This window comes from Pseudomonas frederiksbergensis, from assembly GCF_001952935.1.
Classification (GTDB): domain Bacteria; phylum Pseudomonadota; class Gammaproteobacteria; order Pseudomonadales; family Pseudomonadaceae; genus Aquipseudomonas; species Aquipseudomonas frederiksbergensis.
Genome location: NZ_CP018319.1, coordinates 989,452 through 1,015,562 on the forward strand (window position 1 = coordinate 989,452; position 26,111 = coordinate 1,015,562).

General features: G+C 58.6%; 24 protein-coding genes and 1 pseudogene. 7 read left to right on the forward strand and 18 right to left on the reverse strand.

The features are described 5' to 3' along the window. Positions 1–22 precede the first annotated feature (22 nt). The 9 genes from tolQ to PFAS1_RS04990 form a co-directional block, all read right to left on the reverse strand. Entirely contained in the window at positions 23–718 is a 696-nt protein-coding gene (tolQ, locus tag PFAS1_RS04950) for a protein TolQ (RefSeq protein WP_008147369.1), read from the reverse strand. Beyond that, the gene (gene ybgC, locus PFAS1_RS04955; protein WP_008147372.1) at positions 708–1,175 is read right to left on the reverse strand and encodes a tol-pal system-associated acyl-CoA thioesterase; all 468 of its coding nucleotides are present in this window, start codon (positions 1,173–1,175) and stop codon (positions 708–710) included. The genes tolQ and ybgC overlap by 11 nt, the downstream gene beginning before the upstream one ends. A 127-nt stretch (positions 1,176–1,302) precedes the next feature. Beyond that, positions 1,303–2,364, reverse strand: coding sequence for a Holliday junction branch migration DNA helicase RuvB (ruvB, locus tag PFAS1_RS04960; RefSeq protein ID WP_008147374.1), 1,062 nt, complete (start codon positions 2,362–2,364; stop codon positions 1,303–1,305). Further along, positions 2,365–2,979: a Holliday junction branch migration protein RuvA gene (gene ruvA / locus PFAS1_RS04965; protein WP_046049661.1), complete on the reverse strand. Its 615-nt coding sequence runs from the start codon at positions 2,977–2,979 to the stop codon at positions 2,365–2,367. 115 nt (positions 2,980–3,094) lie between these two features. Continuing rightward, on the reverse strand, positions 3,095–3,619 hold the full coding sequence (gene ruvC / locus PFAS1_RS04970) for a crossover junction endodeoxyribonuclease RuvC (protein ID WP_007945844.1): 525 nt from the start codon (positions 3,617–3,619) through the stop codon (positions 3,095–3,097). 97 nt (positions 3,620–3,716) lie between these two features. Beyond that, positions 3,717–4,463 carry a YebC/PmpR family DNA-binding transcriptional regulator gene (locus tag PFAS1_RS04975; RefSeq protein ID WP_008072427.1) on the reverse strand — a complete coding sequence of 249 codons (747 nt, stop codon included), beginning with the start codon at positions 4,461–4,463 and terminating at the stop codon, positions 3,717–3,719. A 123-nt stretch (positions 4,464–4,586) separates the two neighbouring features. Beyond that, on the reverse strand, positions 4,587–6,362 hold the full coding sequence (gene aspS / locus PFAS1_RS04980; RefSeq protein ID WP_074879473.1) for an aspartate--tRNA ligase: 1,776 nt from the start codon (positions 6,360–6,362) through the stop codon (positions 4,587–4,589). A gap of 122 nt (positions 6,363–6,484) precedes the next feature. Then, positions 6,485–6,706, reverse strand: coding sequence for an FmdB family zinc ribbon protein (locus PFAS1_RS04985; protein WP_010457489.1), 222 nt, complete (start codon positions 6,704–6,706; stop codon positions 6,485–6,487). A gap of 135 nt (positions 6,707–6,841) precedes the next feature. Continuing rightward, positions 6,842–7,180, reverse strand: a complete 339-nt coding sequence (locus tag PFAS1_RS04990) for a ribbon-helix-helix domain-containing protein (RefSeq protein ID WP_076028398.1) — start codon at positions 7,178–7,180, stop codon at positions 6,842–6,844. Positions 7,181–7,644: 464 nt separating this feature from the next. Between PFAS1_RS04990 and PFAS1_RS30200 the strand changes: the two genes are divergently transcribed. Continuing rightward, on the forward strand, positions 7,645–8,247 hold the full coding sequence (locus PFAS1_RS30200) for a cold-shock protein (RefSeq protein ID WP_076028399.1): 603 nt from the start codon (positions 7,645–7,647) through the stop codon (positions 8,245–8,247). 60 nt (positions 8,248–8,307) lie between these two features. Here the strand turns inward: PFAS1_RS30200 and PFAS1_RS05000 are convergent, their stop codons facing one another. Both PFAS1_RS05000 and PFAS1_RS05005 read right to left on the reverse strand, forming a co-directional pair. Beyond that, a complete protein-coding gene (locus PFAS1_RS05000) occupies positions 8,308–8,514 on the reverse strand; it encodes a SlyX family protein (RefSeq protein WP_008029236.1) in 207 nt (68 codons plus the stop codon). A 3-nt stretch (positions 8,515–8,517) separates the two neighbouring features. Then, positions 8,518–8,943, reverse strand: a complete 426-nt coding sequence (locus tag PFAS1_RS05005; RefSeq protein ID WP_076028400.1) for an HIT domain-containing protein — start codon at positions 8,941–8,943, stop codon at positions 8,518–8,520. A 916-nt stretch (positions 8,944–9,859) separates the two neighbouring features. Between PFAS1_RS05005 and PFAS1_RS05010 the strand changes: the two genes are divergently transcribed. Further along, complete coding sequence (locus PFAS1_RS05010) at positions 9,860–11,227, forward strand: OprD family porin (RefSeq protein ID WP_076028401.1); 1,368 nt, start codon at positions 9,860–9,862, stop codon at positions 11,225–11,227. A 142-nt stretch (positions 11,228–11,369) separates the two neighbouring features. On the opposite strand, the gene PFAS1_RS05015 is transcribed toward PFAS1_RS05010, so the two are convergent. Together PFAS1_RS05015 and PFAS1_RS05020 are read right to left on the reverse strand one after the other, a co-directional pair. After that, the gene (locus PFAS1_RS05015; RefSeq protein WP_074879487.1) at positions 11,370–12,212 is read right to left on the reverse strand and encodes a mechanosensitive ion channel family protein; all 843 of its coding nucleotides are present in this window, start codon (positions 12,210–12,212) and stop codon (positions 11,370–11,372) included. A gap of 104 nt (positions 12,213–12,316) precedes the next feature. After that, on the reverse strand, positions 12,317–12,802 hold the full coding sequence (locus tag PFAS1_RS05020) for a YajQ family cyclic di-GMP-binding protein (RefSeq protein ID WP_007906601.1): 486 nt from the start codon (positions 12,800–12,802) through the stop codon (positions 12,317–12,319). Positions 12,803–12,943: 141 nt separating this feature from the next. On the opposite strand from PFAS1_RS05020, the gene PFAS1_RS05025 reads away from it, so the two are divergent. From PFAS1_RS05025 to PFAS1_RS05035, 3 genes are read left to right on the forward strand one after another with little or no spacing between them, the layout of a single operon-like run. Then, positions 12,944–13,861 carry a putative 2-dehydropantoate 2-reductase gene (locus PFAS1_RS05025; RefSeq protein WP_076028402.1) on the forward strand — a complete coding sequence of 306 codons (918 nt, stop codon included), beginning with the start codon at positions 12,944–12,946 and terminating at the stop codon, positions 13,859–13,861. A gap of 45 nt (positions 13,862–13,906) precedes the next feature. Next, positions 13,907–15,943, forward strand: coding sequence for a sensor histidine kinase (locus tag PFAS1_RS05030; RefSeq protein ID WP_076028403.1), 2,037 nt, complete (start codon positions 13,907–13,909; stop codon positions 15,941–15,943). Positions 15,944–15,945: 2 nt separating this feature from the next. After that, positions 15,946–16,527, forward strand: coding sequence for a cob(I)yrinic acid a,c-diamide adenosyltransferase (locus tag PFAS1_RS05035; RefSeq protein WP_076028404.1), 582 nt, complete (start codon positions 15,946–15,948; stop codon positions 16,525–16,527). Positions 16,528–16,637: 110 nt separating this feature from the next. Here PFAS1_RS05035 and PFAS1_RS05040 read toward each other — a convergent pair whose 3' ends face one another. From PFAS1_RS05040 to secA, 4 genes are all read right to left on the reverse strand, one after another. Continuing rightward, the gene (locus tag PFAS1_RS05040) at positions 16,638–17,582 is read right to left on the reverse strand and encodes a Nudix family hydrolase (RefSeq protein WP_076028405.1); all 945 of its coding nucleotides are present in this window, start codon (positions 17,580–17,582) and stop codon (positions 16,638–16,640) included. Beyond that, positions 17,579–18,211 carry a glutathione S-transferase family protein gene (locus PFAS1_RS05045; RefSeq protein WP_076028406.1) on the reverse strand — a complete coding sequence of 211 codons (633 nt, stop codon included), beginning with the start codon at positions 18,209–18,211 and terminating at the stop codon, positions 17,579–17,581. Before PFAS1_RS05045 ends, PFAS1_RS05040 begins: the two co-directional genes overlap by 4 nt. 165 nt (positions 18,212–18,376) lie before the next feature. Continuing rightward, positions 18,377–19,594 carry a bifunctional glutamate N-acetyltransferase/amino-acid acetyltransferase ArgJ gene (gene argJ / locus PFAS1_RS05050; RefSeq protein WP_008147411.1) on the reverse strand — a complete coding sequence of 406 codons (1,218 nt, stop codon included), beginning with the start codon at positions 19,592–19,594 and terminating at the stop codon, positions 18,377–18,379. Positions 19,595–19,716: 122 nt separating this feature from the next. Next, positions 19,717–22,452 carry a preprotein translocase subunit SecA gene (gene secA, locus PFAS1_RS05055; RefSeq protein ID WP_076028407.1) on the reverse strand — a complete coding sequence of 912 codons (2,736 nt, stop codon included), beginning with the start codon at positions 22,450–22,452 and terminating at the stop codon, positions 19,717–19,719. A 307-nt stretch (positions 22,453–22,759) separates the two neighbouring features. Between secA and PFAS1_RS05060 the strand changes: the two genes are divergently transcribed. Next, a complete protein-coding gene (locus tag PFAS1_RS05060; protein WP_008147416.1) occupies positions 22,760–23,215 on the forward strand; it encodes a DUF721 domain-containing protein in 456 nt (151 codons plus the stop codon). Between the two features lie 126 nt (positions 23,216–23,341). On the opposite strand, the gene PFAS1_RS05065 is transcribed toward PFAS1_RS05060, so the two are convergent. Next, positions 23,342–24,829, reverse strand: coding sequence for a helicase HerA-like domain-containing protein (locus PFAS1_RS05065; RefSeq protein WP_076031489.1), 1,488 nt, complete (start codon positions 24,827–24,829; stop codon positions 23,342–23,344). Positions 24,830–25,162: 333 nt separating this feature from the next. Between PFAS1_RS05065 and PFAS1_RS30535 the strand changes: the two are divergent. Beyond that, positions 25,163–26,002, forward strand: a pseudogene (locus tag PFAS1_RS30535) (HAMP domain-containing protein); the annotation flags it as partial. Between the last annotated feature and the right edge of the window lie 109 nt (positions 26,003–26,111).

A 26,111-nucleotide genomic window follows, 5' to 3' on the forward strand; every position in this document is an offset into this window, starting at 1 on the left:
AAAGCCATTGGAAATTACCTGCTTATTCTTCGCTGGTGTGCACTTTGCGGTGCAGGATCGCCTGGAATTCATCGGCGAAGGTGTAGTAACGGCCCAGCAGGGTTTCACTGCGCGCAGCAAAACGGTTGTAAGCGATAACGGCCGGGATGGCGGCGAACAAGCCAATCGCGGTAGCAATCAATGCTTCGGCAATACCCGGGGCCACAGTGGCCAGGGTCGCTTGCTGGGCAGTGGCCAGGCCACGGAAGGAGTTCATGATCCCCCAGACGGTACCGAACAGACCGATGTACGGGCTGACGGAACCGACGGTCGCGAGGAACGGCAGGCTCTGCTCGAGCTTTTCTTCTTCGCGGGAAATGGCGACGCGCATGGCACGGGCCACGCCTTCCATGACCGCTTCCGGGTCAACGCCTGGCTGCTGGCGCAGACGGGAGAACTCCTTGAAACCGGCACGGAAGATCTGCTCTACGCCCGAATCCGGATCAGGGTTGCTGCCAGCCTGACGGTAGAGTTTGGACAGGTCGATACCGGACCAGAAGCGCTCTTCAAAGCTCTCCAGGGCACGTCGACCGGCGCGCAGCAGATTGCTGCGCTGAAAGATCATGATCCATGAGGTCACCGATGCGGCTACCAGGATCAGCATTACCAGTTGCACCACGATACTGGCATTGCTGACCAGGCTCCACATGGAGGAATGGTCGACGACGTTAGCTTCCACGCTTTATCTCCTGCTTTGAGTGTGTACCCGCGCCGCTCACGTCGGCAAAGGCCGCACGTAGAGCTTCGGGAATGGCCCGGGGTTTTAAACTGTTAGTGCGCACACAGGCCACCAGAAACTGCCCTTCGCAGAGCAGCGCATTATCCGTAGCCCGCCTGACCTGCTGTTTGAAGCGCAGGCTGACACGGTTCAATTCGATTACTTCAGCGCTTACCAGCAACTCGTCGTCCAGTCGCGCCGGCGCGTGGTAACGCGCTTCGCTGGAATGCACGACGAACAACAGGTCCTCACCTGCAAGCTGGGATTGGGCAAAGCCCAGCTCCCGGAGCCGCTCGGTTCGAGCCCGTTCCATAAACTTGAGGTAATTGACGTAATACACGATGCCGCCCGCATCGGTGTCCTCGTAATAAACGCGACAACGAAGTGCGAAAGGCTCAAGCCCGTTTTGCGCGCGCATACTCTAGTGCTTACTCCTCAGGTTGCCAATCCGGCCAGGCAACTGTTTTTCATTGATTCACGGCTTTCTGGCGAAAGTACGGTCCTGGGACCACACAAACCCCGAATATATCAGCGCGCAAAGGTTATTAATCGTCCACGGCATCGAGGAACTCGTCTACCACGGGCATCTCGCCCAATCGTGACGGGATGTTTAAACCGAAGTGCAGATACGCATGCCGGGTCACCACCCGCCCCCGTGGCGTACGCATGATGTAGCCCTGCTGGATCAGGTACGGCTCCAGCACGTCTTCAATAGTGTGGCGCTCTTCACTGATGGCGGCGGCAAGGCTATCGACCCCCACCGGCCCACCGTCGAACTTCTCGATCATGGTCAACAACAGACGTCGATCCTGGTGATCGAAGCCTCGCTCGTCGACATCCAGCAGGTTCAAGGCCAGGTCGGCGATCGGCTTGGTGATGTGGCCCTTGGCGCGAACTTCGGCGAAATCGCGAACCCGGCGCAGTAAGCGGTTGGCGATCCGTGGCGTACCACGGGCACGACGGGCGATTTCGAAGGCGCCTTCCGGGTCCAGTGGCAAGCCGAGGATATTCGCCGAACGACTTACAATCGTTGCCAGGTCGGCGGTGTTGTAGAACTCCAGGCGCTGGACGATACCGAAACGGTCGCGCAGCGGATTGGTCAGCATCCCCGCCCGCGTCGTCGCACCGACCAGGGTGAACGGCGGAAGATCAAGTTTGATCGAACGCGCGGCCGGCCCTTCGCCGATCATGATGTCGAGCTGGAAATCTTCCATCGCCGGGTACAGCACTTCTTCGACGATCGGTGAAAGCCGATGGATTTCGTCGATGAACAGTACGTCGTGTGGCTCGAGATTGGTCAACAGCGCCGCCAGATCACCCGGACGTTCAAGCACCGGGCCCGAAGTGCTCTTGATCGACACGCCCATTTCCTGGGCGATGATGTTGGCCAGGGTCGTCTTACCCAGGCCCGGCGGGCCGAAAATCAGCGTGTGGTCCAGGGATTCATTGCGCCCACGGGCGGCCTGGATGAACAACTCCATTTGCTCGCGAACGGTCGGCTGGCCAATGTATTCGGCCAGGCTGACAGGACGAATCGCCCGGTCCTGGACTTCCTCGCGATCACGAGGGCCCGGTGTGGCGGCAATCAGACGATCAGCTTCAATCACTTAGATCATTCCCTTCAGGGCACGACGAATCATGTCTTCACTGCTCAAACCTTTCTCCTTGATCGCAGAAATCGCCTTGCTGGCTTCCTGCGGCTTGTAGCCCAGGGAGATCAGCGCGCTGACCGCGTCATTTTCGGCGGTGGCGACCGGCGTCGTATCAGGCCCACCCGGCTGGTTTGGCACCAGGGCAAACATGGCCGGCACGGTTTCCCAGGCCTTGAAGCGATCCTTGAGTTCCACCAGCAAACGCTCTGCAGTCTTCTTGCCCACGCCCGGCACCTTGGTCAGCGCCGAGGTGTCCTGGGATTGTACACAGCGGACCAGCTCATCAACTTCCAGGCTCGACATCAGGGCCAGGGCCAATTTCGGCCCCACACCATTGAGACGGATCAACTCACGAAAAAAGTCTCGCTCACGCTTGCCGAAGAAGCCATAGAGTAATTGCGCGTCTTCGCGTACGACCAAATGGGTGTGCAAGGTCAGCGGTTCACCGACCGACGGCAAGCGATAAAGCGTGGTCATGGGCACTTCCAGCTCATACCCCAGACCGTTTACATCCAGAATCAGGTGCGGCGGCTGTTTCTCAGCCAGTGTGCCGCGCAAGCGTCCAATCACGTTTCAGATCCTTGAGCGTTGGCCAGATCAGTGCTGGCGACTGACAGAACAAGGGTTTTGCGCCGACAACACAGGCGCAAAACCCTCGCTCCATAAAAAATGATTGCTGATGCTATCAGAGACGCAGGCGTCCGCCACGACTGCGTGCCGTACCCAGGCCATGGGGCAACAGGCTGGAACGGGTGTGAGCATGGCAAATGGCAATGGCCAGGGCGTCCGAGGCATCGATTTGCGGCTTGCTGGTCAGTTTCAGCATATGCATGACCATCATTTGCACCTGCTCTTTATTCGCCGCGCCGGTCCCGGTCACCGCCTGTTTGACTTGGGTCGCCGTGTACTCAGCGATTTCCAGGCTTTCTTCCGCCCCGGCAACAATGGCCGCGCCGCGAGCCTGGCCAAGTTTCAGCGCAGAGTCGGCATTGCGCGCCATGAAGACCTTTTCGATGCCCATGGTCACCGGCCCGTAGGTCTGGATGATTTCGCGCACGCCACGATAGACGATTTGCAGGCGTTCATGCAGCTCGCCGGACCCTGTGCGAATGCAGCCCGACGCCACGTACACGCAACCGCGCCCGGTATCGCGTACCACGCCATAACCGGTGATGCGCGAACCCGGGTCGATACCAAGAATTAAAGTCATAACGCCTGCGGGTTAGGTAAGAGCACGATATTCAATACAGCGAATAACAATGTGGGAGCGAACCACAGTTCGCTTCCACATTCGATCTTAGTCGCCCTTAACCCAGCTGAGCGGCCACCGATTCAGGGATGTCCGCGTTGGAGTAGACGTTCTGCACGTCATCCAGGTCTTCAAGCATGTCGATCAGCTTGAGAACCTTCTCGGCGCCTTCCAGGTCGAGTTCGGCACTGGTGGTCGGCAGCATCACGATTTCCGCATCATCACCCTTGAAGCCTGCGGCCTCCAAAGCGTTGCGCACTGAATAGAAACCGGCGAACGAGGTGAACACGTCGATGGAGCCGTCTTCGTGGGTCACCACGTCATCGGCATCGGCTTCCATCGCCGCTTCCATCAGCGCATCTTCATCAACGCCAGGAGCGAAGGAAATCTGCCCCTTGCGCTCGAACAGATAGGCCACCGAACCGTCCGTACCGAGGTTGCCGCCGCATTTGCTGAACGCATGACGAACAGCGGCGGCGGTGCGGTTGCGGTTGTCGGTCATGCACTCGACCATCACCGCCACGCCACCCGGGCCGTAGCCTTCGTAGGTCAGCTCGACCATGTCGTCGGTGTCGGCAGCACCGGCACCGCGGGCGACCGCACGGTCGATGATGTCCCGGCTCATGTTCGCGCCGAGGGCCTTGTCCAGCGCCAGACGCAAACGCGGGTTGGAACCCGGATCGCCACCGCCCTGACGGGCCGCAACGGTCAGTTCACGAATCCACTTGGTGAAAATCTTGCCCTTCTTGGCATCCTGACGTTCTTTGCGGTGCTTGATGTTCGCCCACTTGGAATGACCCGCCATATCTCGCTCCGAATTCTCTTTGAAACATTGCCCGCCGCGCCATGATGCGCCAGCCAGCAAATAAAAATCTCGACCATTCTATAAAGAAAGGGCGCATCCGTAGATGCGCCCTTCTGGTCAGCCTTACTCAGCCTTAGGCGTTTCGCGCAGACGAATGTGCAGTTCGCGCAATGCCTTGGCATCTACCACACCCGGAGCCTGAGTCATGACGCAAGCAGCGCTCTGGGTTTTCGGGAAGGCGATCACTTCACGGATCGACTGGGCGCCGGTCATCAGCATCACCAGACGGTCCAGACCGAAGGCCAGGCCACCGTGCGGCGGTGCGCCGTATTTCAGGGCGTCGAGCAGGAAGCCGAATTTTTCTTCCTGTTCCGCTTCACTGATACCCAGCAGGCGGAACACCGACTGTTGCATTTCCTTGCGGTGGATACGGATCGAACCGCCACCCAGCTCGGTGCCGTTCAGGACCATGTCGTAGGCACGGGACAGAGCGGTCGCCGGGTTGGCTTCCAGTTCTTCCGGGGTGCACTTCGGCGCGGTGAACGGGTGGTGCAAGGCCGCGAAGCTGCCGTCGTCGTTCTCTTCGAACATCGGGAAGTCGACTACCCACATTGGCGCCCACTGACAAGTCAGCAGGTTCAGGTCGTTACCGACCTTGATCCGCAGCGCGCCCAGGGCTTCGCTGACGATCTTGGCCTTGTCGGCGCCAAAGAACACGATGTCGCCGTCAACCGCGCCAACGCGATCGAGGATCACATTGAGGTTGGCTTCAGGGATGTTCTTGACGATCGGCGATTGCAGGCCTTCAACGCCTTTGGCGCGCTCGTTGACCTTGATGTACGCCAGGCCCTTGGCACCGTAGATGCCGACGAACTTGGTGTAGTCGTCGATCTGCTTGCGCGGCATGCTCGCTGCGCCAGGAACGCGCAAGGCGGCAACGCGGCATTTCGGGTCGTTGGCCGGGCCGCTGAAGACTTTGAAGTCGACTTCTTTCAGCTGATCGGCAACGTCAACCAGTTCCAGCGGGTTACGCAGGTCCGGCTTGTCGGAGCCGTAACGACGCATGGCCTCTTCCCAGGTCATGTGCGGGAAGTCGCCGAATTCCACATCCAGCACTTCCTTGAACAGGTTGCGGATCATGCCTTCGGTAATGCCGATGATGTCTTTTTCATCGAGGAAGCTGGTTTCGATGTCGATCTGAGTGAACTCAGGCTGACGGTCGGCACGCAGGTCTTCGTCGCGGAAGCATTTGGCGATCTGGTAGTAGCGATCGAAGCCAGCCACCATCAGCAGTTGCTTGAACAGCTGCGGCGATTGCGGCAAGGCGAAGAAGGAACCGGCGTGAGTACGGCTCGGCACCAGGTAATCGCGAGCACCTTCCGGGGTAGCGCGGGTCAGGATCGGCGTCTCGACATCGAGGAAGCCGTTCTCGTCCAGGTAACGACGGATGCTGGTGGTCATGCGCGAACGCAGGCGCAGCTTCTCGAGCATTTCCGGACGACGCAGGTCGATGAAGCGATAACGCAGACGGGTTTCTTCGCCGACGTCGGAGAACTCGTTGAGCGGGAACGGCGGGGTTTCCGCTTCGTTCAATACTTCCAGCTCGTAGCCCAGCACTTCGATCATGCCCGACGCCATGTTGGCGTTGCCGGCACCGGCCGGACGCAGGCGTACCTTGCCGGTGACCTTGACCACGTATTCGCTGCGTACACGATCGGCGGCGGCGAAAGTTTCAGCGCGGTCCGGGTCGAACACCACCTGGGCCAGACCGTCACGATCACGGATATCGAGGAAAATCACCCCACCGTGGTCACGGCGACGGTGAACCCATCCGCAAAGGGTAATTTCCTGGCCTTCCAGGCTTTCGTTCAGTTGGCCGCAATAATGGCTGCGCATCATGGTAGTGGTTTCGCTTCTCGTAATTCGAAATTCGGTTGGAGGCCTTGCTCATATCCGGCCCTGGTGAAAGGCGCCAGATGATGCAAGAGCTCGCTCGTGTCGTTCAACCCAGGCTCAAGACCCTAGTCAGCTTTGTCGCCGCCGGCCAGATTCTTCTTGGAACCGGTCTTGAAATCGGTTTCGTACCAGCCGGTGCCGCTAAGGCGGAAGCCCGGCATGGACAGCATCTTCTTAAGCTCTGGCGCCTGGCAGGCAGGGCAGTCGACCAGCGGTGCTGCGCTGATCTTTTGAATGGCTTCCAACTGATGACCACAGGAAGCACATTGATAGTCGTACATCGGCATGGGGGTTGTCTCGGCGATCAGATTGCTACCGCACACGCTGGGTTTTGCGGCAAAGAGCGGGATTATATCCATTAAATGCAGCCTGTGCAGCCGTAAGACTGCACAGACCGACACTCTATTCATTCACCCCTGTGGTCAAGGCACGGTGACGCAGCCGCCTTCCTTCAGGCTGTGCACGACACACACCACCCGCACCAGCCCGGTGAAATTCTTGACCCCGCCGTGACGCAAGTGCACCTCGCGGTCCACATGGGACAACAGCGCACTGACGGAACAGCAGTTGACCTTGGCCATATCATTCAAAATATCCCAGTACACCTGTTCAAGTCGCAAACAGGTGGCGAAACCATTCAACCGCACTGATCGGGAAAAAGGCTGGGCCAGGCCCATATCAAATTCGCTGACAAATGGATCGATCCTTATCTCGTTGACCGGACCGAACCGCCCCTCGCATCTCCTGTCTTCGTCATCCATTTCGTTGGTACTCCTTAGCCATCCTTGCCTTCTTTAAGAGCAATATCTGTTGCCCTATAGAAGCGCAGGCGCATAGGTATATCCAGATGACTTTATGACCATCAACGTAGGAGAAGCCAACAATTGAAGGGCGATCATGGAGACCGTCCTAGGCCGGACGTTTTCCTACATAGTCAGACGCCATTTGACTAGCGCGAAAGGCGTTTAAAGAGACAAAAGGTCAAACGCGAATGACGCAAACGAACGTTATCTGCGACAAATCGACTCTCAGAGCACCGCTGGACTGCCTGATTTGAGTAGCCGCAGGCTTTGCTGTTAAATAGGCAGTGTGTCGCTACCGCCTATTTTCCGGGGGCTGCGCATAGGCTGATACCGGGTACGTGTCCAACGCCTCCTATTGTTCTGAAGCGAACCGTGCTCAATCAGCTCTTCCTTGTGATCCGTCTTAACGTGAGTTACTCAAAATGTTGAAAATTGTCCACCTGCTAATGGGCGCAGCAGCCTTGCTGCTGTCCTTCATCCCTAGCCTGCGATCCGAAGCCGTACCTTACCTGCAACAACCTGATGCGCTGTACCTGGCCTTTTTCGGCCTGCTCAACCTCACCCTCGCTCCTGTTATCCCTTACTGGAACAAAGGCCCGCGTCATCAATTGCAAAACCTGGTCAGCGCCCTGCTGGTTCTGGCCGTCGTCCTGCAAACCCTGACGCTGCTCGCGCCAATGCCTGTCATTGCCGGTCAACCTGCCGTTCTGTTCAGCCTGGTCGCTGCCCTGATTGCGATTCTTCTGCACCTGGCCATCAGCTTCTACAAATCTTCACCGGCCGCCGCCTCGCCAAGCTATGACATGAGCAACCGCGATACCGGTACCGTAAAGTGGTTCAACACATCCAAAGGCTTCGGCTTTATATCCCGTGATTCCGGCGATGATATTTTCGTGCATTTCCGGGCCATTCGTGGCGAGGGTCACCGTGTCCTGGTCGAAGGCCAGCGCGTGGAGTTCTCTGTCATGAATCGTGACAAAGGCCTGCAAGCCGAAGATGTGATCGCCGCACTGCCGCGCCGCTGATCCGAGGCAATAAAAAACCGCGAACAGCCAGGCTGTTCGCGGTTTTTTATTGCCTGCCGTCTAGTAATGCGGTGGTGGCGCTTCTTCTTCAAACGTCTCGAACTGACCGGCCATTTCTTCTTGCCGCTTGAGCAATGCGGCCATTTGCAGCTGCAAGCGCTCCACTGCACGCTGCTGCGTCGCCAGCACATCGCTCAGTGCCTGGATGGTGTCATCCTGAAACGCCAGTTGGCTCTCCAGATCGGTAACGCGTTCTTCCAGGCTCATGATTCAACCCTCCAGAAACGTAAAATCATCGGTCAAAACCAGGCGCAACCGTTCGCGTACCAACGCGATCTGCTCCGAACCATAAGGTTTGGCCGGGTGTTTACCCCAGACCGGTGCCGGCCAGGCGGCGTCTTCACGCTTGCGCACTATCACATGCATGTGCAACTGACTGACGACGTTACCCAGGGCCGCGACATTCAATTTGTCCGCGTCGAACGAGTCCTTGAGCATTTCCGCCAGCGCGGTCGTTTCCTGCCACAGCTGCTGTTGATCTGCGACATCCAACTGAAATATCTCACTGATATCCTCGCGTCGCGGCACCAGAATGAACCAGGGGTAGTTCGAATCATTGGACAGCAGCAACCGGCAGAGTGGGAAATCCCCGATCGGTAACGTGTCTTGTTGAAGCCGTGGATCTAGAACGAACACTGCGCGCACTCCCGCCTGGTCATCAATTTCAGCTTAGCGTCCATTCCGAGAGACGGCGCACCAAGCGACAGGACGGCAGCATACCTGCGAACGCCGCCGGCTTCACGACGAACCATGGCCGAAGCCAACCCGAGAAAGCACAAACGACCAGCCACGCGCCCCGACATGAACCGTTTTCGATCAGGACGCACCATTACAGAACCAGCAACCACACAAAAAACGCCGAACTGACTGATAAACAACGACCCGTTCAATGTTGCCAAACGACCGCACTGTATGAATTCGGTACAGTGATTAAAATTTTTTGCACCAAAACCGCACAGCGCGTCTACGCTGAGTCGGTCAGGCATCCGCCATTTACTCACTGGTGGGGTGAACCGGTAACGTTTTGGGTTGTCATGCAGTCGGCCACAAGGGTGCAACACGACGCAAACCATGGCGTCAAGCCCAAACAAAATATGGATGAACACCCCGGTTTTATGAGGTTTTTACAGCGACAGGCAGGCTTTCAGAAAAAAAACCGGCAGGATTCTGATTTGTGCACGTTTGTTGCATTCACACCCACATCGCCTTTAAAGCGTCCGCTGGAAGTGGAAGCCTTAAGGCAAATAAAAACAGCGGCAGGGTTGCCCGATGGAGATTCAAGCGTTTCACCCAGGGACTCTTTTTACCGATGCTCAGGTCCTGGAAAACAACGCTAAAAGTTGTCAGTCCGCTTGCGTCGGGGCTGTAAATTTGCGACATCTACCAAGCTGTTTGCGACAGGGTCGTAAAGAAGCTGAAAGGTTAGATGCGCAAGTATCGCCAACATGGTCGGCGTGATATAAGTTTGCGCCGACACAAAAAGAAAGAGCCGCCCAGATAATAAATCAGGTGGGACGGCAGTACTCTTCTAAAACCAAAGGAGCAAATCACGATGCGCGTGATGAAGTGGAGCATGATCGCACTGGCAGTTGCAGCAGCAGCCAGTACTCAATTGGCTACGGCCGCACCTTTTGTAAGTGACCAGTCTGAAGCCAAAGGCTTTGTTGAAGACGCGAAATTCGACTTGCTGCTACGCAACTATTACTTCAACCGTGACAACAAAGATGGCAGCAGAGACCAGAAAGACTGGACTCAGGGCATCTGGGGCAACCTCAGTTCCGGTTACACTCAAGGTACCGTAGGCGTCGGCGTTGATGCATTCGGTTACCTGGCCGTCAAACTGGACGGTGGCGACGGCACAAGCGGCTCGGGCAACATGTCCCGCGGCGCCGCCGATCCAAACGATCCACGGCGTATTCGCCACGCCAACGACAGCCAAGGAAAGGCAGGCGCAGCCATTAAGGCCCGCATCTCCAAAACCGAGTTGAAATTCGGCGAAATGCAGCCAAGCACCTCACCAGTGTTCGCTGTTGGCGGCTCCCGGATTCTTCCTCAAACGGCCACTGGCTTCCAGCTGCAGAGCAGCGAAGTCAAAGATCTTGACCTGGAAGCCGGTCACTTCTATTCGGCGAGCAGCCAGGATAACAACTCCAGCGATGGCGGCCTGTACGCAAACTACGCTGGCGTAGAAGCCAATAAAATCGACTACTTCGGTGGCAAGTACGGCATCACAGACAACTTGAGCGCATCGCTGTACGGCGCCAAGCTGGAAGACATCTGGAACCAGTACTACGCCAACCTGAACTACACCATCCCGATGGGTAGCGATCAGTCGATTAACCTGGACGGTAACATCTACCGCACTACCGATACCGGTGATGCGAAGGTAGGCGATATCAGCAACACCACGTTCTCCCTGGCAGCCGCTTACTCGTTCCTGAAAGCACACACCATTACCCTCGGCTTCCAGAAGGTCAACGGCGACACTCCGTTCGACTACATCGGTGTAGGCAAGAACAACCGCGGCGGCGACTCGATCTTCCTCGCCAACTCCATCCAGTACTCTGACTTCAACGGTCCGAACGAAAAGTCTGCTCAAATTCGTTATGACCTGAAAATGGCCGAGTACGGCGTTCCTGGTCTGAGCTTCATGACCCGTTACGTAAAAGGCTGGGATATCGATGGCACCGGTCTGGCTGCTAACAGCCAGTACCGCAATTCCGAAGGTGACCCGCTGTACGGTGCAGACGGCAAACACAACGAAACCAACTTCGAAGCCAAGTACGTTGTTCAGACTGGCCCTGCGAAAGACCTCTCCTTCCGCATTCGTCAAGCATGGCACTTCGCTAATGCCGACCAAGGTGAAGGCGATATCAAAGAGTTCCGTCTGATCGTTGACTACCCGCTGTCGATCTTGTAATCGCAAGCAGTTAATTTGCGGTAACAAACAAAAGGCCCATCTTCGGATGGGCCTTTTTTATTGGCTACAACTCAGTATTTAAATGATCGACTTTTTCCAGAACATGCCTGACCCAACAGTCAGACATTGTTCGAAAGACCAATCATTGCACCGCCGATTCCTGAACCACTCGAATCACCCGCTGTGGAAACGGGATATCGATACCAGCTGCTTTCAAACGATCACGGGAGTGTTCGTTGAACATGAACAGCACATCCCAATAATCCGCAGTCTTCACCCACACTCGCAGGGAAACAGTAATCGAACTGTCGCCCAGGGTAGAAATCACTGCCTGAGGTTCCGGGTCAGCCAAAACACGCTCATCGTTGGCCAGGTCCAGCAAGACCTGACGGGCTTGCTGCAAGTCCGCTTGGTAATCAACGCCCACATCAAACACAATTTTACGGGTCGGTTGACGGTTGGTATTGGTGATGATGCCGTTCGACAGGTTGCCGTTCGGCATGATGATGGTTTTGTTATCGCCAGTACGCAGCACGGTGTGGAAGATCTGGATGCTGTCGACAGTGCCAGCAACACCTTGGGCTTCGATCCAGTCACCAATGCGGAACGGGCGGAACAACAGAATCAGCACACCACCGGCGAAGTTCGCCAGGCTGCCCTGCAAGGCCAGACCGATGGCCAGACCGGCCGCACCGATGGCGGCGACGAACGAAGTGGTTTCCACGCCGATCATCGAGGCGACGCTGACGATCAGCAGAACCTTGAGAATAATGTTCGCCAGGCTGCTGATGAAGCCTTGCAGGGCGAGGTCGGCGTTACGCAGCGCCAACAGGCCACCGAGCTTTTGCGTGACCTTGTTGATCAGCCACCAACCGATGGCCAAGGTAAGCACCGCCAGCAGCACGCGGCTGCCGTATTCCATGATCATTGGAATCCAGGCTTGAGACGCCTTGACCAGGTTGTCCACTTCAGTATTCAAATCCATCTACATTCTCCTGATTCCCGGCCATCCGGCACGCGAAAAATAGGCGGCAGTAAAGACCCGCCGGGGTAAGCACCGCCGCTCCCACAAGGTTCCCGCCTGAAAGGTCAGTCGCGGAAGTTGTTGAACTGCAGCGGCATATCGAACGTCTTGGCGCGCAGGGCCGCGATGGCTTCCTGCAAATCGTCACGCTTCTTGCCGGTAATGCGCACTTGCTCGCCTTGAATGGCAGCCTGAACCTTGAGTTTGGCGTCTTTGACATGAGCGACGATTTTCTTCGCCAGCTCTTTGTCGATGCCTTCCTTGAGGACTGCTTCCTGCTTCATCAGCTTGCCCGACGCATAGGCATCCTTGACTTCAAGGCACTGCACGTCGATTTTGCGCTTGACCAGGGCCAGCTTGAGGATCTCAATCATCGCTTCGAGCTGGAAATCGGCTTCAGCGGTCAGGTTGACGGTCAGGTCCTTTTCCTTGAACTCGAAGGTGCCTTTGCCTTTCAGGTCATAACGACGATCGAGTTCCTTGACGGCGTTCTCGACCGCGTTGGTGACTTCGTGTTTGTCCAGTTCGGATACCACGTCGAACGACGGCATGTAATCTCTCCAATAAAAGGGCATGCTCGATCACGATGGAGCACGCCTGGCTTGCGGTTAAAATCCGCGCTGATTATAACGGGTCTTTCCCATCATTCACTGCGAGCCACCCATGCGCGCGATAAACAGAGCAAAAAGCTGATGTCCACCACCTGGCATGTTCTTGGCGCCGGCAGCCTTGGCACCTTATGGGCGACTCGACTGGCGCGGGCCGACGTGCCGGTCAAGCTGATCCTGCGGGACGCTGCCCGCTTAGCGGCGTATCAGGCGGCGGGTGGGCTGACGCTGGTCGAGCATGGTGAAGCGAAGTGCTATCCGGTGCCCGCCGAGACACCCGACCACCCTGAACCGATCCACCGCTTGCTGGTGGCCTGTAAAGCCTACGATGCCGAGGCAGCCGTGGCCCAACTGGCACCCCGCCTGGCCCCCGACGCCGAGCTGATCCTGTTGCAGAATGGTCTTGGCAGCCAGGACGCTGTCGCCACGCAGGTACCGCAAGCCCGCTGCATTTACGCGTCGAGCACCGAGGGTGCCTTTCGCGATGGCGACTGGCGCGTGGTCTTCGCCGGCCACGGTTACACCTGGCTGGGGGATGCAGGGCATCCCGTGGCGCCGATCTGGCTGGATGACCTGAGCATCGCCGGCATTCCCCACGAATGGAGCACCGATATTCTGACCCGGCTGTGGCGAAAACTGGCGCTCAACTGTGCGATCAATCCGCTGACCGTGCTGCACGATTGCCGTAATGGCGGTTTGCAGGAACACCACTGCGAAGTCGCCACCCTTTGCGGCGAATTGACCGAGTTGCTTGAGCGGTGCGGCCAGCCAGCCGCCGCCGAGGACCTTCAACAGGAAGTCGAGCGGGTGATTCAAGCGACCGCCGCGAATTACTCTTCGATGTACCAGGACGTCGCGAACCAGCGCCGCACCGAGATCAGCTATCTATTGGGTCATGCCTGCAAAGTCGCCGCGAGGCATCAGTTGAACCTGCCGCACCTCAATCAACTTGAACAAAGATTGATCACCCATCTGCACAGCCTTGGATTGCCCAGCGACTGAGCAGCGGCTACGCTGGCCACTTGTTCCTTTTCAGCGATGAACCAGATGCCATTGCGCCAGCGCCTTGAAAACCTTCCGGTCGGCCAGAAATTGCTGGCCGCCCTGCTGGTGCTGTTGACCACCGTCCTGCTGGTCGCCAACCTGACCTTTATCAGCGCCGCGTACTACATCTCCCAGGAAAGCATGGCACCTCAGGCCTTGCAGACCATCGGCCGCCTGGTGTCCAACCCCAGCCTGGTGTCCGAAGCCTTGCAGTCACCGCAAAGCGCCGAACGCCTGCTCAATGAGCTCAACAGCTATTCGCCGCTGCGCGCGGCGGCCCTTTATGACGGCAAGGGCGAGCGTCTGGCGCAGTTGCAGCATGGTGAGAACCTGAGCCTGCCAACGCGTTACCGGCACATTGAAGCCTGGCAAGCCACGGAGTTTCGCAGCAATCAAATCATCACCCTGCCCCGCCCTGGCACCGCGCCTGGCCACCTGTTACTGGTCGCCAGCAGCGAACTGCCGATGGCGTTCTACACCGGGACCCTGACCGCGAGTCTCGGGATTCTGATCTTCAGTGTGCTGTTGTGGCTGGTGATTGCCCGACAAATCAAGCGCCTGATCACCCAGCCGATTCACCAACTCGAAGAGTTGTCCCGGCAAGTGACCCGGGAAGAGAACTACGCCCTGCGGGCCTCCCGCGGCAACCATGATGAAATCGGCAGCCTCGCCGAAGCGTTCAACACCATGCTCTCGCGGATCGAAGCCCGGGAGCAGCAACTCAAGCGCGCCCGGGACGATTCCCAGGCGGCCTATGATCAGGCTCAGGGCCTGGCCGAAGAAACCCGTCATACCAATCGCAAGCTGGAACTCGAAGTTCAGGTGCGCAGCAAGATCGAGAAGAAGCTCACCGGTTTCCAGAACTACCTCAACAGCATCATCGACTCCATGCCCTCGGCGCTGATCGCCCTTGATGAACAGCTCTATGTGACGCAGTGGAATCAGGAGGCCAGCGCCCTCTCCGGTACGCGCCTCGACGAGGCCTTGAACCAGCCGATCTTCCTGGCCTTCGAACCACTCAAGCCGTTTCTGCCGCAACTCAAGCAAACCGTCGAGCAGCATACGGTGGCCAAGATCGAACGTGTCACCTGGTTCAAGGACGAAGAACCCAGGCATTACGCCCTGACGTTCTACCCGCTGATGGGTGGCGCCGGGCGCGGTGTGGTGATCCGGATCGACGACATCACTCAGCGCCTGTCGCTGGAAGAAATGATGGTGCAGTCGGAAAAAATGCTCTCGGTCGGCGGCCTCGCTGCGGGCATGGCTCATGAGATCAACAACCCGTTAGGCGCGATCCTGCACAACGTGCAGAACATTCGCCGACGCCTTTCGCCTGAGCTGCCGAAGAATCTCGAGCAAGCCGAGCAAATCGGGGTCACGCTGGAAACGGTCAACAAATACCTGCAAGCGCGGGAAGTGCCGCAGTTGCTCGACGGCATTCAACAGGCGGGCGCCCGGGCGGCAAAGATTGTCACGCACATGCTCAGTTTCAGCCGTCGCAGTACCCGGCAAATGGCCCCCTGCGACCTGCCGGCGTTGATCGATCAGGCAGTGGAAATCGCCAGCAACGACTTCGACCTGGCGATCGGTTTCGACTTCAAGGGCCAGGCGATCATTCGTCAGTTCGATCCAGCGTTGGGCCCGGTACCCGGGACCGCGAACGAACTGGAGCAAGTGCTGCTCAATCTGTTGAAAAACGCCGCTCAGGCGATTCACCAACGTGAAGACGACCGCGAGCCGGGACGGATCATTTTGCGCACCAAGCTGAACCCGCCGTGGGCGGAAATCCAGGTGGAGGACAACGGCATCGGCATGAGCGAGAGCGTGCGCAAACGCACTTTCGAACCGTTCTTCACCACCAAGGAAATCGGTCAGGGCACAGGCCTTGGCCTGTCGGTCTCGTATTTCATCATCACCAACAATCACAAAGGCCAGATGGAAGTGCAATCGACGCCGGGCCAGGGCACCTGTTTCACCTTGCGCCTGCCGTTGTCGGGCACGCCGGTGGTCTCTCAAGAACTCAATCAGCTGTCGAGGTAACCATGGGTTTTCGTTTGTCGAAGATTTACACCCGCACTGGCGACAAAGGCGAAACCGGGCTCGGCGATGGCCGCCGGGTGCCCAAGGACCATCCGCGGATCGAAGCCATTGGCGAGGTCGATACGCTGAACAGTCAGGTGGGGGTGCTATTGGCCGGGTTGGCGGCGGAAAGTGGCGAGTATCCGGGGTTGAGCGAAGTGATCGAAGTTTTGGCGCCTTGCCAGCATCGGTTGTTCGACTTGGGCGGCGAGTTGGCAATGCCGGTGTATCAGGCACTGAACACGGCAGAAGTCGAACGGCTGGAAGCCGCGATCGATGTGTGGAATGAAGAACTGGGGCCGCTGGAGAATTTCATTTTGCCGGGTGGCTCGGCGCTGATTGCCCAGGCTCATGTGTGCAGATGCCTGGCGCGCAGTGCCGAGCGGCGGTGTCAGCATTTGAATGCAGTCGAACCGTTGGCCGGGGTTGGGTTGGCGTATATCAATCGGTTGTCGGACTTGTTGTTTGTGGTGGCACGGTTGATTGCCAAGCGGCAGGGGATTGCCGAGATTTTGTGGCAGCCTGCGGCGAAACCCTCTAACTGATCGTTCCCACGCTCTGCGTGGGAATGCAGCAAGGGACGCTCCGCGTCCCAAGAGCGGACGCAGAGCGTCCGGGGATGCATTCCCACGCAGAGCGTGGGAACGATCGGGTGCTACGCCTCAGGCCAAAACGCCCGGATCCCCGCCGCACCTTGTGCGCCCGCGTCCCAGGCTTTCTGAAGATCCGCCGGGCCAACACCACCGAGCAAGAACACCGGTTTGCTGAAACCTTCGATCAACGCGCAAGCCTGTTCCCAACCCAGCGGCTGAGCTCCCGGATGAGTCAGGGTCGGTTGCACCGGTGACAGGGTCACGAAATCTACCCCCATCTCCTCGGCCAACGCCAGTTCTTCAGCGTTATGGCAAGACGCTGCCAACCAGCGCGACGCCGGTAACGGGCGGCCAGCCGCCGCATATTTGCGCAGCTGCGCGGAGGTGATGTGCCAACCGGCGGACGGGAAATCTCCCAGCCACTCGAACGGCCCCTTGATCATCAACTGCGCCTTGCCGGCACACAGCCCCGCCGCGTCCACCGCCAGATCACGGTACTTCGGATCATAGCCATTGGGTGCCCGCAACTGGATCAGCTTGATGCCGCCGGCAATGGCTTTTTGAATTCCGCGCAGCAAGGCCGGGGTTTCCAGGTCGTCCGGGGTAATCAAATACTGCGCGGGTAACCGTGCAGCCGCGACAATCGGCTGGTTGGCGGCCGGGAACTCGAAGCTCAGCAGATCCCGAGGCGCGACCCATTCCAACGGCTGGCCTTCGGCGCCGTGCGGTTCGCCGGTAAAGGCCGACACTTCCCAAACGTCCAGTAACACTTGCTTGTCCGGGTAATCGTGCCGGACCTTGATCAGCGGGCGAGCCACGTTGACCACAATGCCCAACTCTTCGTGCAGCTCGCGAGCCAGGGCGGTTTCAACGGATTCGTCGGCCTCGACCTTGCCACCGGGAAATTCCCACAAACCACCCTGATGCTGGGTGTCGGCACGGCGGGCAATGAGGATCTTGCCACTGCCATCGCGAATGACAGCGGCGGCTACGTGTACTCGCTTCACTGCCCGACCTCCTCCAGACCTGCCTTCTGCCAAGCCTTGAAGGCTGGCCATTGGTAGATGGTTTCGACATAAGCCGCGTCCGCTGCGGGCAGCCTCACCTGATAGGTGCGCAGGCGCACGGCGATCGGTGCGAAGAAGGCATCCGCCAGGGTCGCGCCGCCAAACAGGAACGGACCGGTTTCGGTGGCGGCGGCCCGGCATTCGGCCCACAACGCCAACATACGCTCGATGTCGGCCTGAACGTCAGCCGGTACCGGCGACAGCGCAGCGTCGTGACTCAAGTCGAATGGCATGTTGCCGCGCATGGCGAAGAAACCGCTGTGCATCTGCGCGCACGCCGAACGCGCCTGGGCGCGGGCGGCGGTGTCTTTGGGCCAGAGGCCGGCGTCGGGGAACTGCTCTGCCAGATACTCGGCAATCGCCAGGGAGTCGGCGATGGTGCCGTGTTCGGTTTTCAGCAATGGGACTTTTCCAGTCGGCGAGTGCTTGAGCAGGCGCTCACGCGTATCCGGCTGGTTCAGCTTGATCAGTTCTTCGGTGTAAGGGGCGCCGGCCAGGTCGAGGGCCAATGCGCCGCGCAGGGACCAGGAGGAAATCAGTTTGTCGCCGATGATCAGGTGCAAGCTCATGTTCGGGACCTTTTGATAGGGGGACAGGCCAGAATCTTTAGTGTCTGGTCGACCGCCTTCGCGAGCAAGCCCGCTCCCACATTTGACCGGATTTCTCCAGAAGGAACGCGATCGAATGTGGGAGCGGGCTTGCTCGCGAAGGCAGCGACTCGGTCTACCGGTTGGTTACGTGCGGTATTCGGCGTTGATTTTCACGTATTCGTGGGACAGGTCGGTGGTCCAGATGGTTTCGCTGCAATCACCGCGACCCAGCTCGATACGGATGGTGATTTCTTCCTGCTGCATCACGGCCGCGCCCTGGGCTTCGGTGTAGGTCGATGCACGAGCGCCACGGCTGGCGATACACACTTCACCGAGGAACACGTCGATCTTGCTCACATCCAGGTTCGGTACGCCGGCACGACCCACGGCGGCCAGAATGCGGCCCCAGTTCGGATCGGAGGCGAACAGTGCGGTCTTGATCAGCGGCGAGTGAGCCACGGTGTAACCGACGTCCAGGCATTCCTGATGATTGCCGCCTCCGTTGACTTCAACGGTGACAAACTTGGTCGCGCCTTCGCCATCACGAACGATGGCCTGGGCCACGTCCATGCACACTTCAAACACGGCCTGTTTCAGCTTGGCGAACAGGTCACCGCTGGCCTCAGTGATTTCCGGCAGTGCTGCCTGACCGGTGGCGATCAGCATGCAGCAGTCGTTGGTTGACGTGTCACCGTCGATGGTGATGCGGTTGAACGACTTGTTGGCACCGTCCAGCAGCAGGTTTTGCAGCACGTCGCGGGAGACTTTGGCGTCGGTGGCGATGTAGCCGAGCATGGTCGCCATGTTCGGGCGAATCATGCCCGCGCCTTTACTGATGCCGGTAACGGTGATGGTCACGCCGTCATGCTGGAACTGGCGGCTCGCACCTTTTGGCAAGGTGTCGGTGGTCATGATGCCGGTGGCGGCAGCTTCCCAGTTATTGACCGACAGGTCGTCGAGGGCGGCTTGCAGGGCCCCTTCGATTTTCTCGACCGGCAACGGCTCGCCGATCACACCGGTGGAGTACGGCAGCACCAGGCTGGCGTCGACGCCGGTCAGCTCAGCCAGTTTGGCGCAGGTGCGCTCGGCGGCGGCAAGGCCAGGCTCGCCAGTGCCGGCGTTGGCGTTGCCGGTATTGGTCAACAGGTAACGCACCGGACCTTGCACACGCTGCTTGGCCAGGATCACGGGAGCGGCGCAAAAGGCGTTCAGGGTGAACACGCCAGCGACCGTGGAGCCTTCGGCACAGCGCATCACCACAACATCCTTGCGCCCCGGGCGCTTGATGCCAGCCGAGGCGATACCGAGTTCAAAACCGGCAACCGGGTGCAACGTTGGCAACGGACCAAGACCAACAGCCATGAATGCGCTCCTTAATAAATGATGTCAGCACCGCTTTCAGGAAGAACGGTGGTTTAAATGGCAAAACGCCGCGACGGCATAAGCCGGTCGCGGCGCGGGTATTTCAGCGTATGAAACGGGTTTTACTGGATCTGCCCGTGGCAATGCTTGAACTTCTTGCCCGAACCGCAGTAGCAAAGTTCGTTACGGCCCAGCTTCTGTTCATTGCGTACCGGCGCGGTGGCAAGGGCGACATCGACCTCTTCGCCCAGCAGTTCCGGTTGCTCAAGGCCCGGTGCTTCGTCGTGCTGGAACTGCATGCGCGCAGCCAGCGCTTCGGCTTCCTGGCGCAGGCGTTGCTCTTCTTCGATCGGATCTTCGCGGCGAACCTGAACGTGGGACAGCACACGGATCGAGTCGCGCTTGATCGAATCCAGCAGCTCGGAGAACAGCGTGAAGGACTCGCGCTTGTACTCTTGCTTCGGGTTTTTCTGTGCATAACCACGCAAGTGGATGCCGTGACGCAGGTGATCCATGGTCGACAGGTGGTCTTTCCACAGGTCGTCCAGTACGCGCAGAACGATTTGCTTCTCGAAGGTGCGCAGTGCCTCGGCACCGGCCTGGTCTTCTTTCTCGTTGTACGCGGCGATCAGCTCGGTCATGAGCTTCTCGCGCAGGGTTTCTTCGTACAGGTGATCGTCTTCGTCGAGCCATGTCTGGATCGGCAGCGCCACGCCGAAGTCGCTCTGCAACGCCGCTTCCAGACCAGCCACGTCCCACTGTTCTGGCAGCGATTGCGGTGGAATGTGTGCGCTGATGGTGGCGTTGAGCACGTCCTGACGGAAGTCGGCGATGGTTTCACCGATGTTGTCGGCGGCCAACAAACTGTTACGCATGTGATAGATCACTTTACGTTGTTCGTTGTTGACGTCGTCGAACTCGAGCAGTTGCTTGCGAATGTCGAAGTTGCGGCCTTCAACCTTGCGCTGAGCCTTCTCGATGGCGTTGGTCACCATGCGGTGCTCGATCGCCTCGCCAGGCTGCATGCCCAGGGCCTTCATGAAGTTCTTCACCCGATCGGAGGCGAAGATGCGCATCAGGCTGTCTTCCAGCGACAGGTAGAAACGGCTGGAACCGGCGTCACCCTGACGACCGGCACGACCACGCAGCTGGTTGTCGATACGGCGCGATTCGTGACGCTCGGAAGCAATCACCTGCAAACCGCCCGACTCGAGCACTTGCTGGTGACGTTTCTGCCAGTCGGCCTTGATCTGGGCAATCTGCTCAGGGGTCGGGTTTTCCAGGCTTGCCACTTCCACTTCCCAGTTACCGCCCAACAGGATGTCGGTACCACGACCGGCCATGTTGGTGGCGATGGTCAGTGCGCCTGGGCGACCTGCCTGGGCAATGATCTCGGCTTCTTTTTCGTGGAACTTGGCGTTCAGAACCTTGTGTTCGATGCCTTCTTTCACGAGCAGGCTGGACATGTGTTCCGACGTTTCAATGGTTGCAGTACCCACCAGCACCGGACGGCCCTGGGTCATGCATTCCTTGATGTCGTTGATGATCGCCGCGTATTTCTCTTCGGCGGTCAGGAACACCAGGTCGTTGTAGTCTTTACGCGCCAGCGGTTTGTTCGGCGGGATAACCATCACCGACAGACCGTAGATCTGGTGGAATTCGAACGCTTCGGTGTCAGCGGTACCGGTCATGCCGGACAGCTTGTTGTACAGACGGAAGTAGTTCTGGAACGTGGTCGAGGCCAGGGTCTGGCTTTCGGCCTGAATGTTCAGTCCTTCCTTCGCTTCGATGGCCTGGTGCAGGCCTTCGGACAGACGGCGACCCGGCATGGTACGACCGGTGTGTTCGTCGACGAGTACGACCTGACCGTCCTGCACGATGTATTCGACGTTGCGATTGAACAGTTTGTGCGCACGCAGACCGGCATAGACGTGAGTCAGCAGACCGAGGTTGTGCGCCGAGTACAGGCTCTCGCCTTCAGCCAGCAAGCCAACGCGGGTCAGCATGTCTTCGATGAACTGGTGACCGGCTTCGTTGAGCTCGACCTGACGGGTCTTCTCGTCGACGGTGTAGTGGCCGGCCTTGGTGACTTCGCCTTCAACTTCTTCGACGTGCAACTCAAGCTGCGGGATCAGTTTGTTGATCTCGATGTACAGCTTGGAGCTGTCCTCGGCCTGACCGGAAATGATCAGCGGAGTACGGGCTTCGTCGATGAGGATGGAGTCGACTTCGTCGATCACGGCAAAATTGAGTTCGCGCTGGAATTTTTCTTCCATGCTGAATGCCATGTTGTCGCGCAGGTAGTCGAAACCGAATTCGTTGTTGGTGCCGTAGGTAATGTCGGCGGCGTAAGCCGCACGCTTCTCTTCCGGCGGCTGGAATGGGGTGACCACGCCGACCGTCATGCCAAGGAATTCGTAGAGCGGACGCATCCAGTTGGCGTCACGACGGGCCAGGTAGTCGTTCACCGTCACAACGTGCACGCCCTTGCCGGACAGCGCGTTGAGGTAAACGCCCAGTGTTGCCACCAGGGTCTTGCCTTCACCGGTACGCATTTCCGCGATCTGGCCTTCATGCAAGGTCATGCCGCCGATCAGCTGGACATCGAAGTGACGCATACCCATGACGCGCTTACCGGCTTCGCGGGCGACCGCAAAGGCTTCTGGCAGCAGCTTGTCGAGGGTTTCCCCTTTGGCGATGCGGGCCTTGAACTCATCTGTCTTGGCACGCAATTGATCGTCCGAAAGGGCCACCATTTGCTCTTCGAAGGCATTGACGAGTTGCACCGTCTTGAGCATGCGTTTGACTTCACGCTCGTTCTTGCTTCCAAAAAGTTTCTTTAACAAAGGCGCAAACATATCGGCAGGATCTTCCACACTAAAGGGATGGAGGGCGGCCCCGTGAGTCGCCCGAGCAGCCCTCATGGCCGCATGCGAACGAGCATTCTACCCGGAAACGGTGGTGAGGAAAGTGGCGTTGTTCCACGATGCCGGCACAGCGTTGTGACGGGGCTCACTTAAAATAAGGGCTTTTTGCTCAACTTCAAGCCATTCACGACAGAAGTTACTTGTTGATTTAATGGGTAAAGCGCTCGCAAAGCAATGGCTCGGGTGCATCCGATGCTTTCTGCTACCATGGCGGCTCTGTTACTTCAGGTGTCTGATCATGGCATTTCGCCCTCTTACGGCCAGAGCACCCGCCGTCCTGCTTCGCGAAGCCAAACCGCTGAAAGCCATTTTCGGCCACGCTCAACGCCTGGGTCATTTACAACGTCTGCTGGAAAGCCAATTGCAGCCCGCCGCCCGCGAGCATTGCCATGTGGCGTCGTGGCGCGAAGGCAGTTTGCTGCTGATCGTGACCGACGGGCATTGGGCGACTCGCCTGCGTTATCAGCAAAAGCGTCTGCAACGGCAATTACAGATGTTCGACGAATTCGCCAGTTTGACGCGGATTCTGTTCAAGGTTCAGCCGCCGACCGTTCAGCAAGGGGCGGCTGGCCATACCATCAGTTTGTCGACCGATGCAGGCGCGACCATTCAGGCCACGGCCGACGGGATCAGCGATCCGAATCTGCGGGCGGCGCTGGAACGGCTGGCGGCGCACGCCAAACCCAAGACCTGACGCAAATCTAATGTGGGAGCGGGCTTGCTCGCGAATGCGGTGTGTCAGGCAACATACATGTCGACTGACACTCCCTCTTCGCGAGCAAGCCCGCTCCCACATTGACTTTGCCCGCTTAAGGTTTATTCAGCGGCGTTTGCTGCCGCCGAGCAACGAGCCCATCAGACCGCGCACCAACTGTCGGCCCAATTGATTGGCCGCCTGGCGCATCGCTGATTTCAGTGCCTGCCCCGCCGCGGTGCCGAGGAATTCCCCGGCCCTGTCGGTGAAGCTTGGTTCTTCGGCTGCCGGTTTGTCCGGAACAGCGTCAGGCTCTGGCGCCAACCCTTTGCGCCCCATCAACACTTCATAAGCCGACTCACGATCAACGGGTTTGTCATACCGCCCCTTGAATGGCGACCCCGAGATCAGCGCTGTGCGTTCAGCCTCGCTCAGTGGCCCGATCCGCGATTGCGGAGGTGCCACCAACACCCGCTGGACCCTCTCCGGCGTGCCCTTGTCCTGCAACGTGCCGACTAGCGCCTCGCCAATCCCAAGCTCGGTCAGCACCGACAAGGCATCGAACGCCGGGTTCGGCCGGAAGCCTTCGGCCACCGCGCGCAAGGATTTCTGTTCCTTGGCGGTGAACGCGCGCAGGCCATGCTGAACGCGCAAACCGAGCTGAGCCAGCACGTCATCCGGCAAGTCGCCCGGCGATTGCGTGACGAAATACACGCCCACGCCTTTCGAGCGTATCAGCCGCACCACCTGCTCAAGACGATCCTGCAAAGCCTTTGGCGTACCGGCGAACAACAAATGCGCCTCGTCGAAAAACAGTGCCAGCAGCGGTTTGTCCGAATCGCCGCGTTCTGGCAATTGCTCGAACAGTTCGGCCAGCAGCCACAGCAGGAATGTCGCGTAGACCTTCGGCGCTTCATGCACCAGACGGCTGGCATCGAGCAGGTGAATGCGCCCGCGCCCCTCGGCGGTCGGCTGCAGGATGTCTTCGAGTTGCAGCCCTGGCTCACCGAACAGCGCTTCGGCGCCCTGCTGTTCCAGGGTCGCCAGGCGCCGCAACAGCGCCTGGCTGGAACCGGTGGTCATCAGCGCGGCGTCGTCACCCAGTAATTCCGGGTTGTCACGCAGGTGATTGAGCAGCGCTTTCAGGTCCTTGAGGTCCAGCAACAACAGCCCTTCACGGTCCGCCACCTTGAACGCGGCGTACAGCGCCGACTGTTGACTGTCGGTCAGCTCCAGCAGGCTGCCAATCAATAACGGTCCCATTTCGCTCAAGGTTGTGCGCAACGGATGACCGGACTGACCGTGAATGTCCCACAGGGTCACCGGATACGCTTGTGGCGTGTGGTTCAGCCAGGGCATCCCGGCGATCCGCTCGGCGATTTTGCCTTGAGGGTTGCCGGCGGCACCCAGGCCGCACAGGTCGCCCTTGATATCGGCGGCGAACACCGCCACGCCGGCATCGCTGAATGCTTCGGCCATCCGTTGCAAGGTGACCGTTTTGCCCGTCCCGGTAGCGCCTGCAATCAAACCATGACGGTTCGCCAGACGCATGGCCTGGGCAATCGGCTCCCCGGCGAGGTCAGCACCGATAACGAGTTGTAATGAGTCAGGCATTTTGTCACCCATGGTTAATCTTTGATCCTTCGCGGCCGATAGAAATAAGCGAGAGACCCAATTGAAAGCAAGGTCCGACATTCCCCTATGGAGAGCAGGAATTACCGACTCGCTCCATTGCGCACTCATTTTGCGCGCATTAGCAGCAACGCGCCCCGAACAATAAGACCTTAGCGGACACCCCGAGCCATGAACAAAAATCTGCGCTTCAGCCATAAAATCCTGCTGGCCGCCGCCCTCATCGTCATTGCCGCCTTCGCCTCGTTCACGCTGTACAACGACTATTTGCAGCGCAATGCGATACGCCGCGATCTGGACAACTACTTGCAGGAAATGGGCAGCGTCACTGCAAAAAACATTCAAACCTGGCTGGCCGGTCGCAGCCTGCTGATCGAAAACCTGTCGCAAACCGTTGCCTTGAACGCAGATACAGCCAATGTCTCCAACCTGCTGGAACAGAAGGCCGTGTCGTCGACCTTTATGGGCGCCTACCTGGGTAACAAAGATGGCACCTTCATCATCCGCCCGGACAGCAAGATGCCCGACGGTTATGACCCTCGTGCTCGCCCTTGGTACAAGAGCGCGCAAAGCACCAGCGGTTCTGCCCTGACCGAGCCCTACATCGACCTCGCCTCTGGCCAGTTGGTGATCTCCATCGTTGACAGCGTACTCAAGGACGGTCAAAACATCGGCGTGGTGGGGGGTGACTTGAGCTTGCAGGTGATCACCGACAGCCTCAACGCACTGGACTTCGACGGCATGGGCTATGCCTTTCTGGTCAGCGCCGACGGAAAAATCCTGGTCCACCCGGACAAAACGCTGGTGATGAAGTCCCTGAGCGAGGCGTACCCGAAGAACACCCCGCGCATCAGCAGCGACTTCAGTGAAGTAGATGTCGACGGCAAGACTCGGATCGTGACCTTTACACCGATCAAAGGGCTGTCCTCAGTCAACTGGTACATCGGTCTGTCGGTGGACAAGGACAAAGCCTTCTCGATGCTCAGCGAGTTTCGCGCCTCGGCGGTCGTTGCGACGGTCATTGCCGTGGCCATCATCATCGCTCTGCTGAGCATGCTGATCCGCATCCTGATTCAGCCGCTGCACGTGATGACCCGCGCCATGGCGGACATTGCCGACGGCGAAGGCGACCTGACCAAACGCCTGACCATCGTGAACAACGACGAATTCGGTGTCCTCGGCACCGCGTTCAACCGCTTCGTGGAACGCATTCACGGTTCGATCCGCGAAGTGTCGTCGGCCACCGGGCAAGTCAACGAAGTGG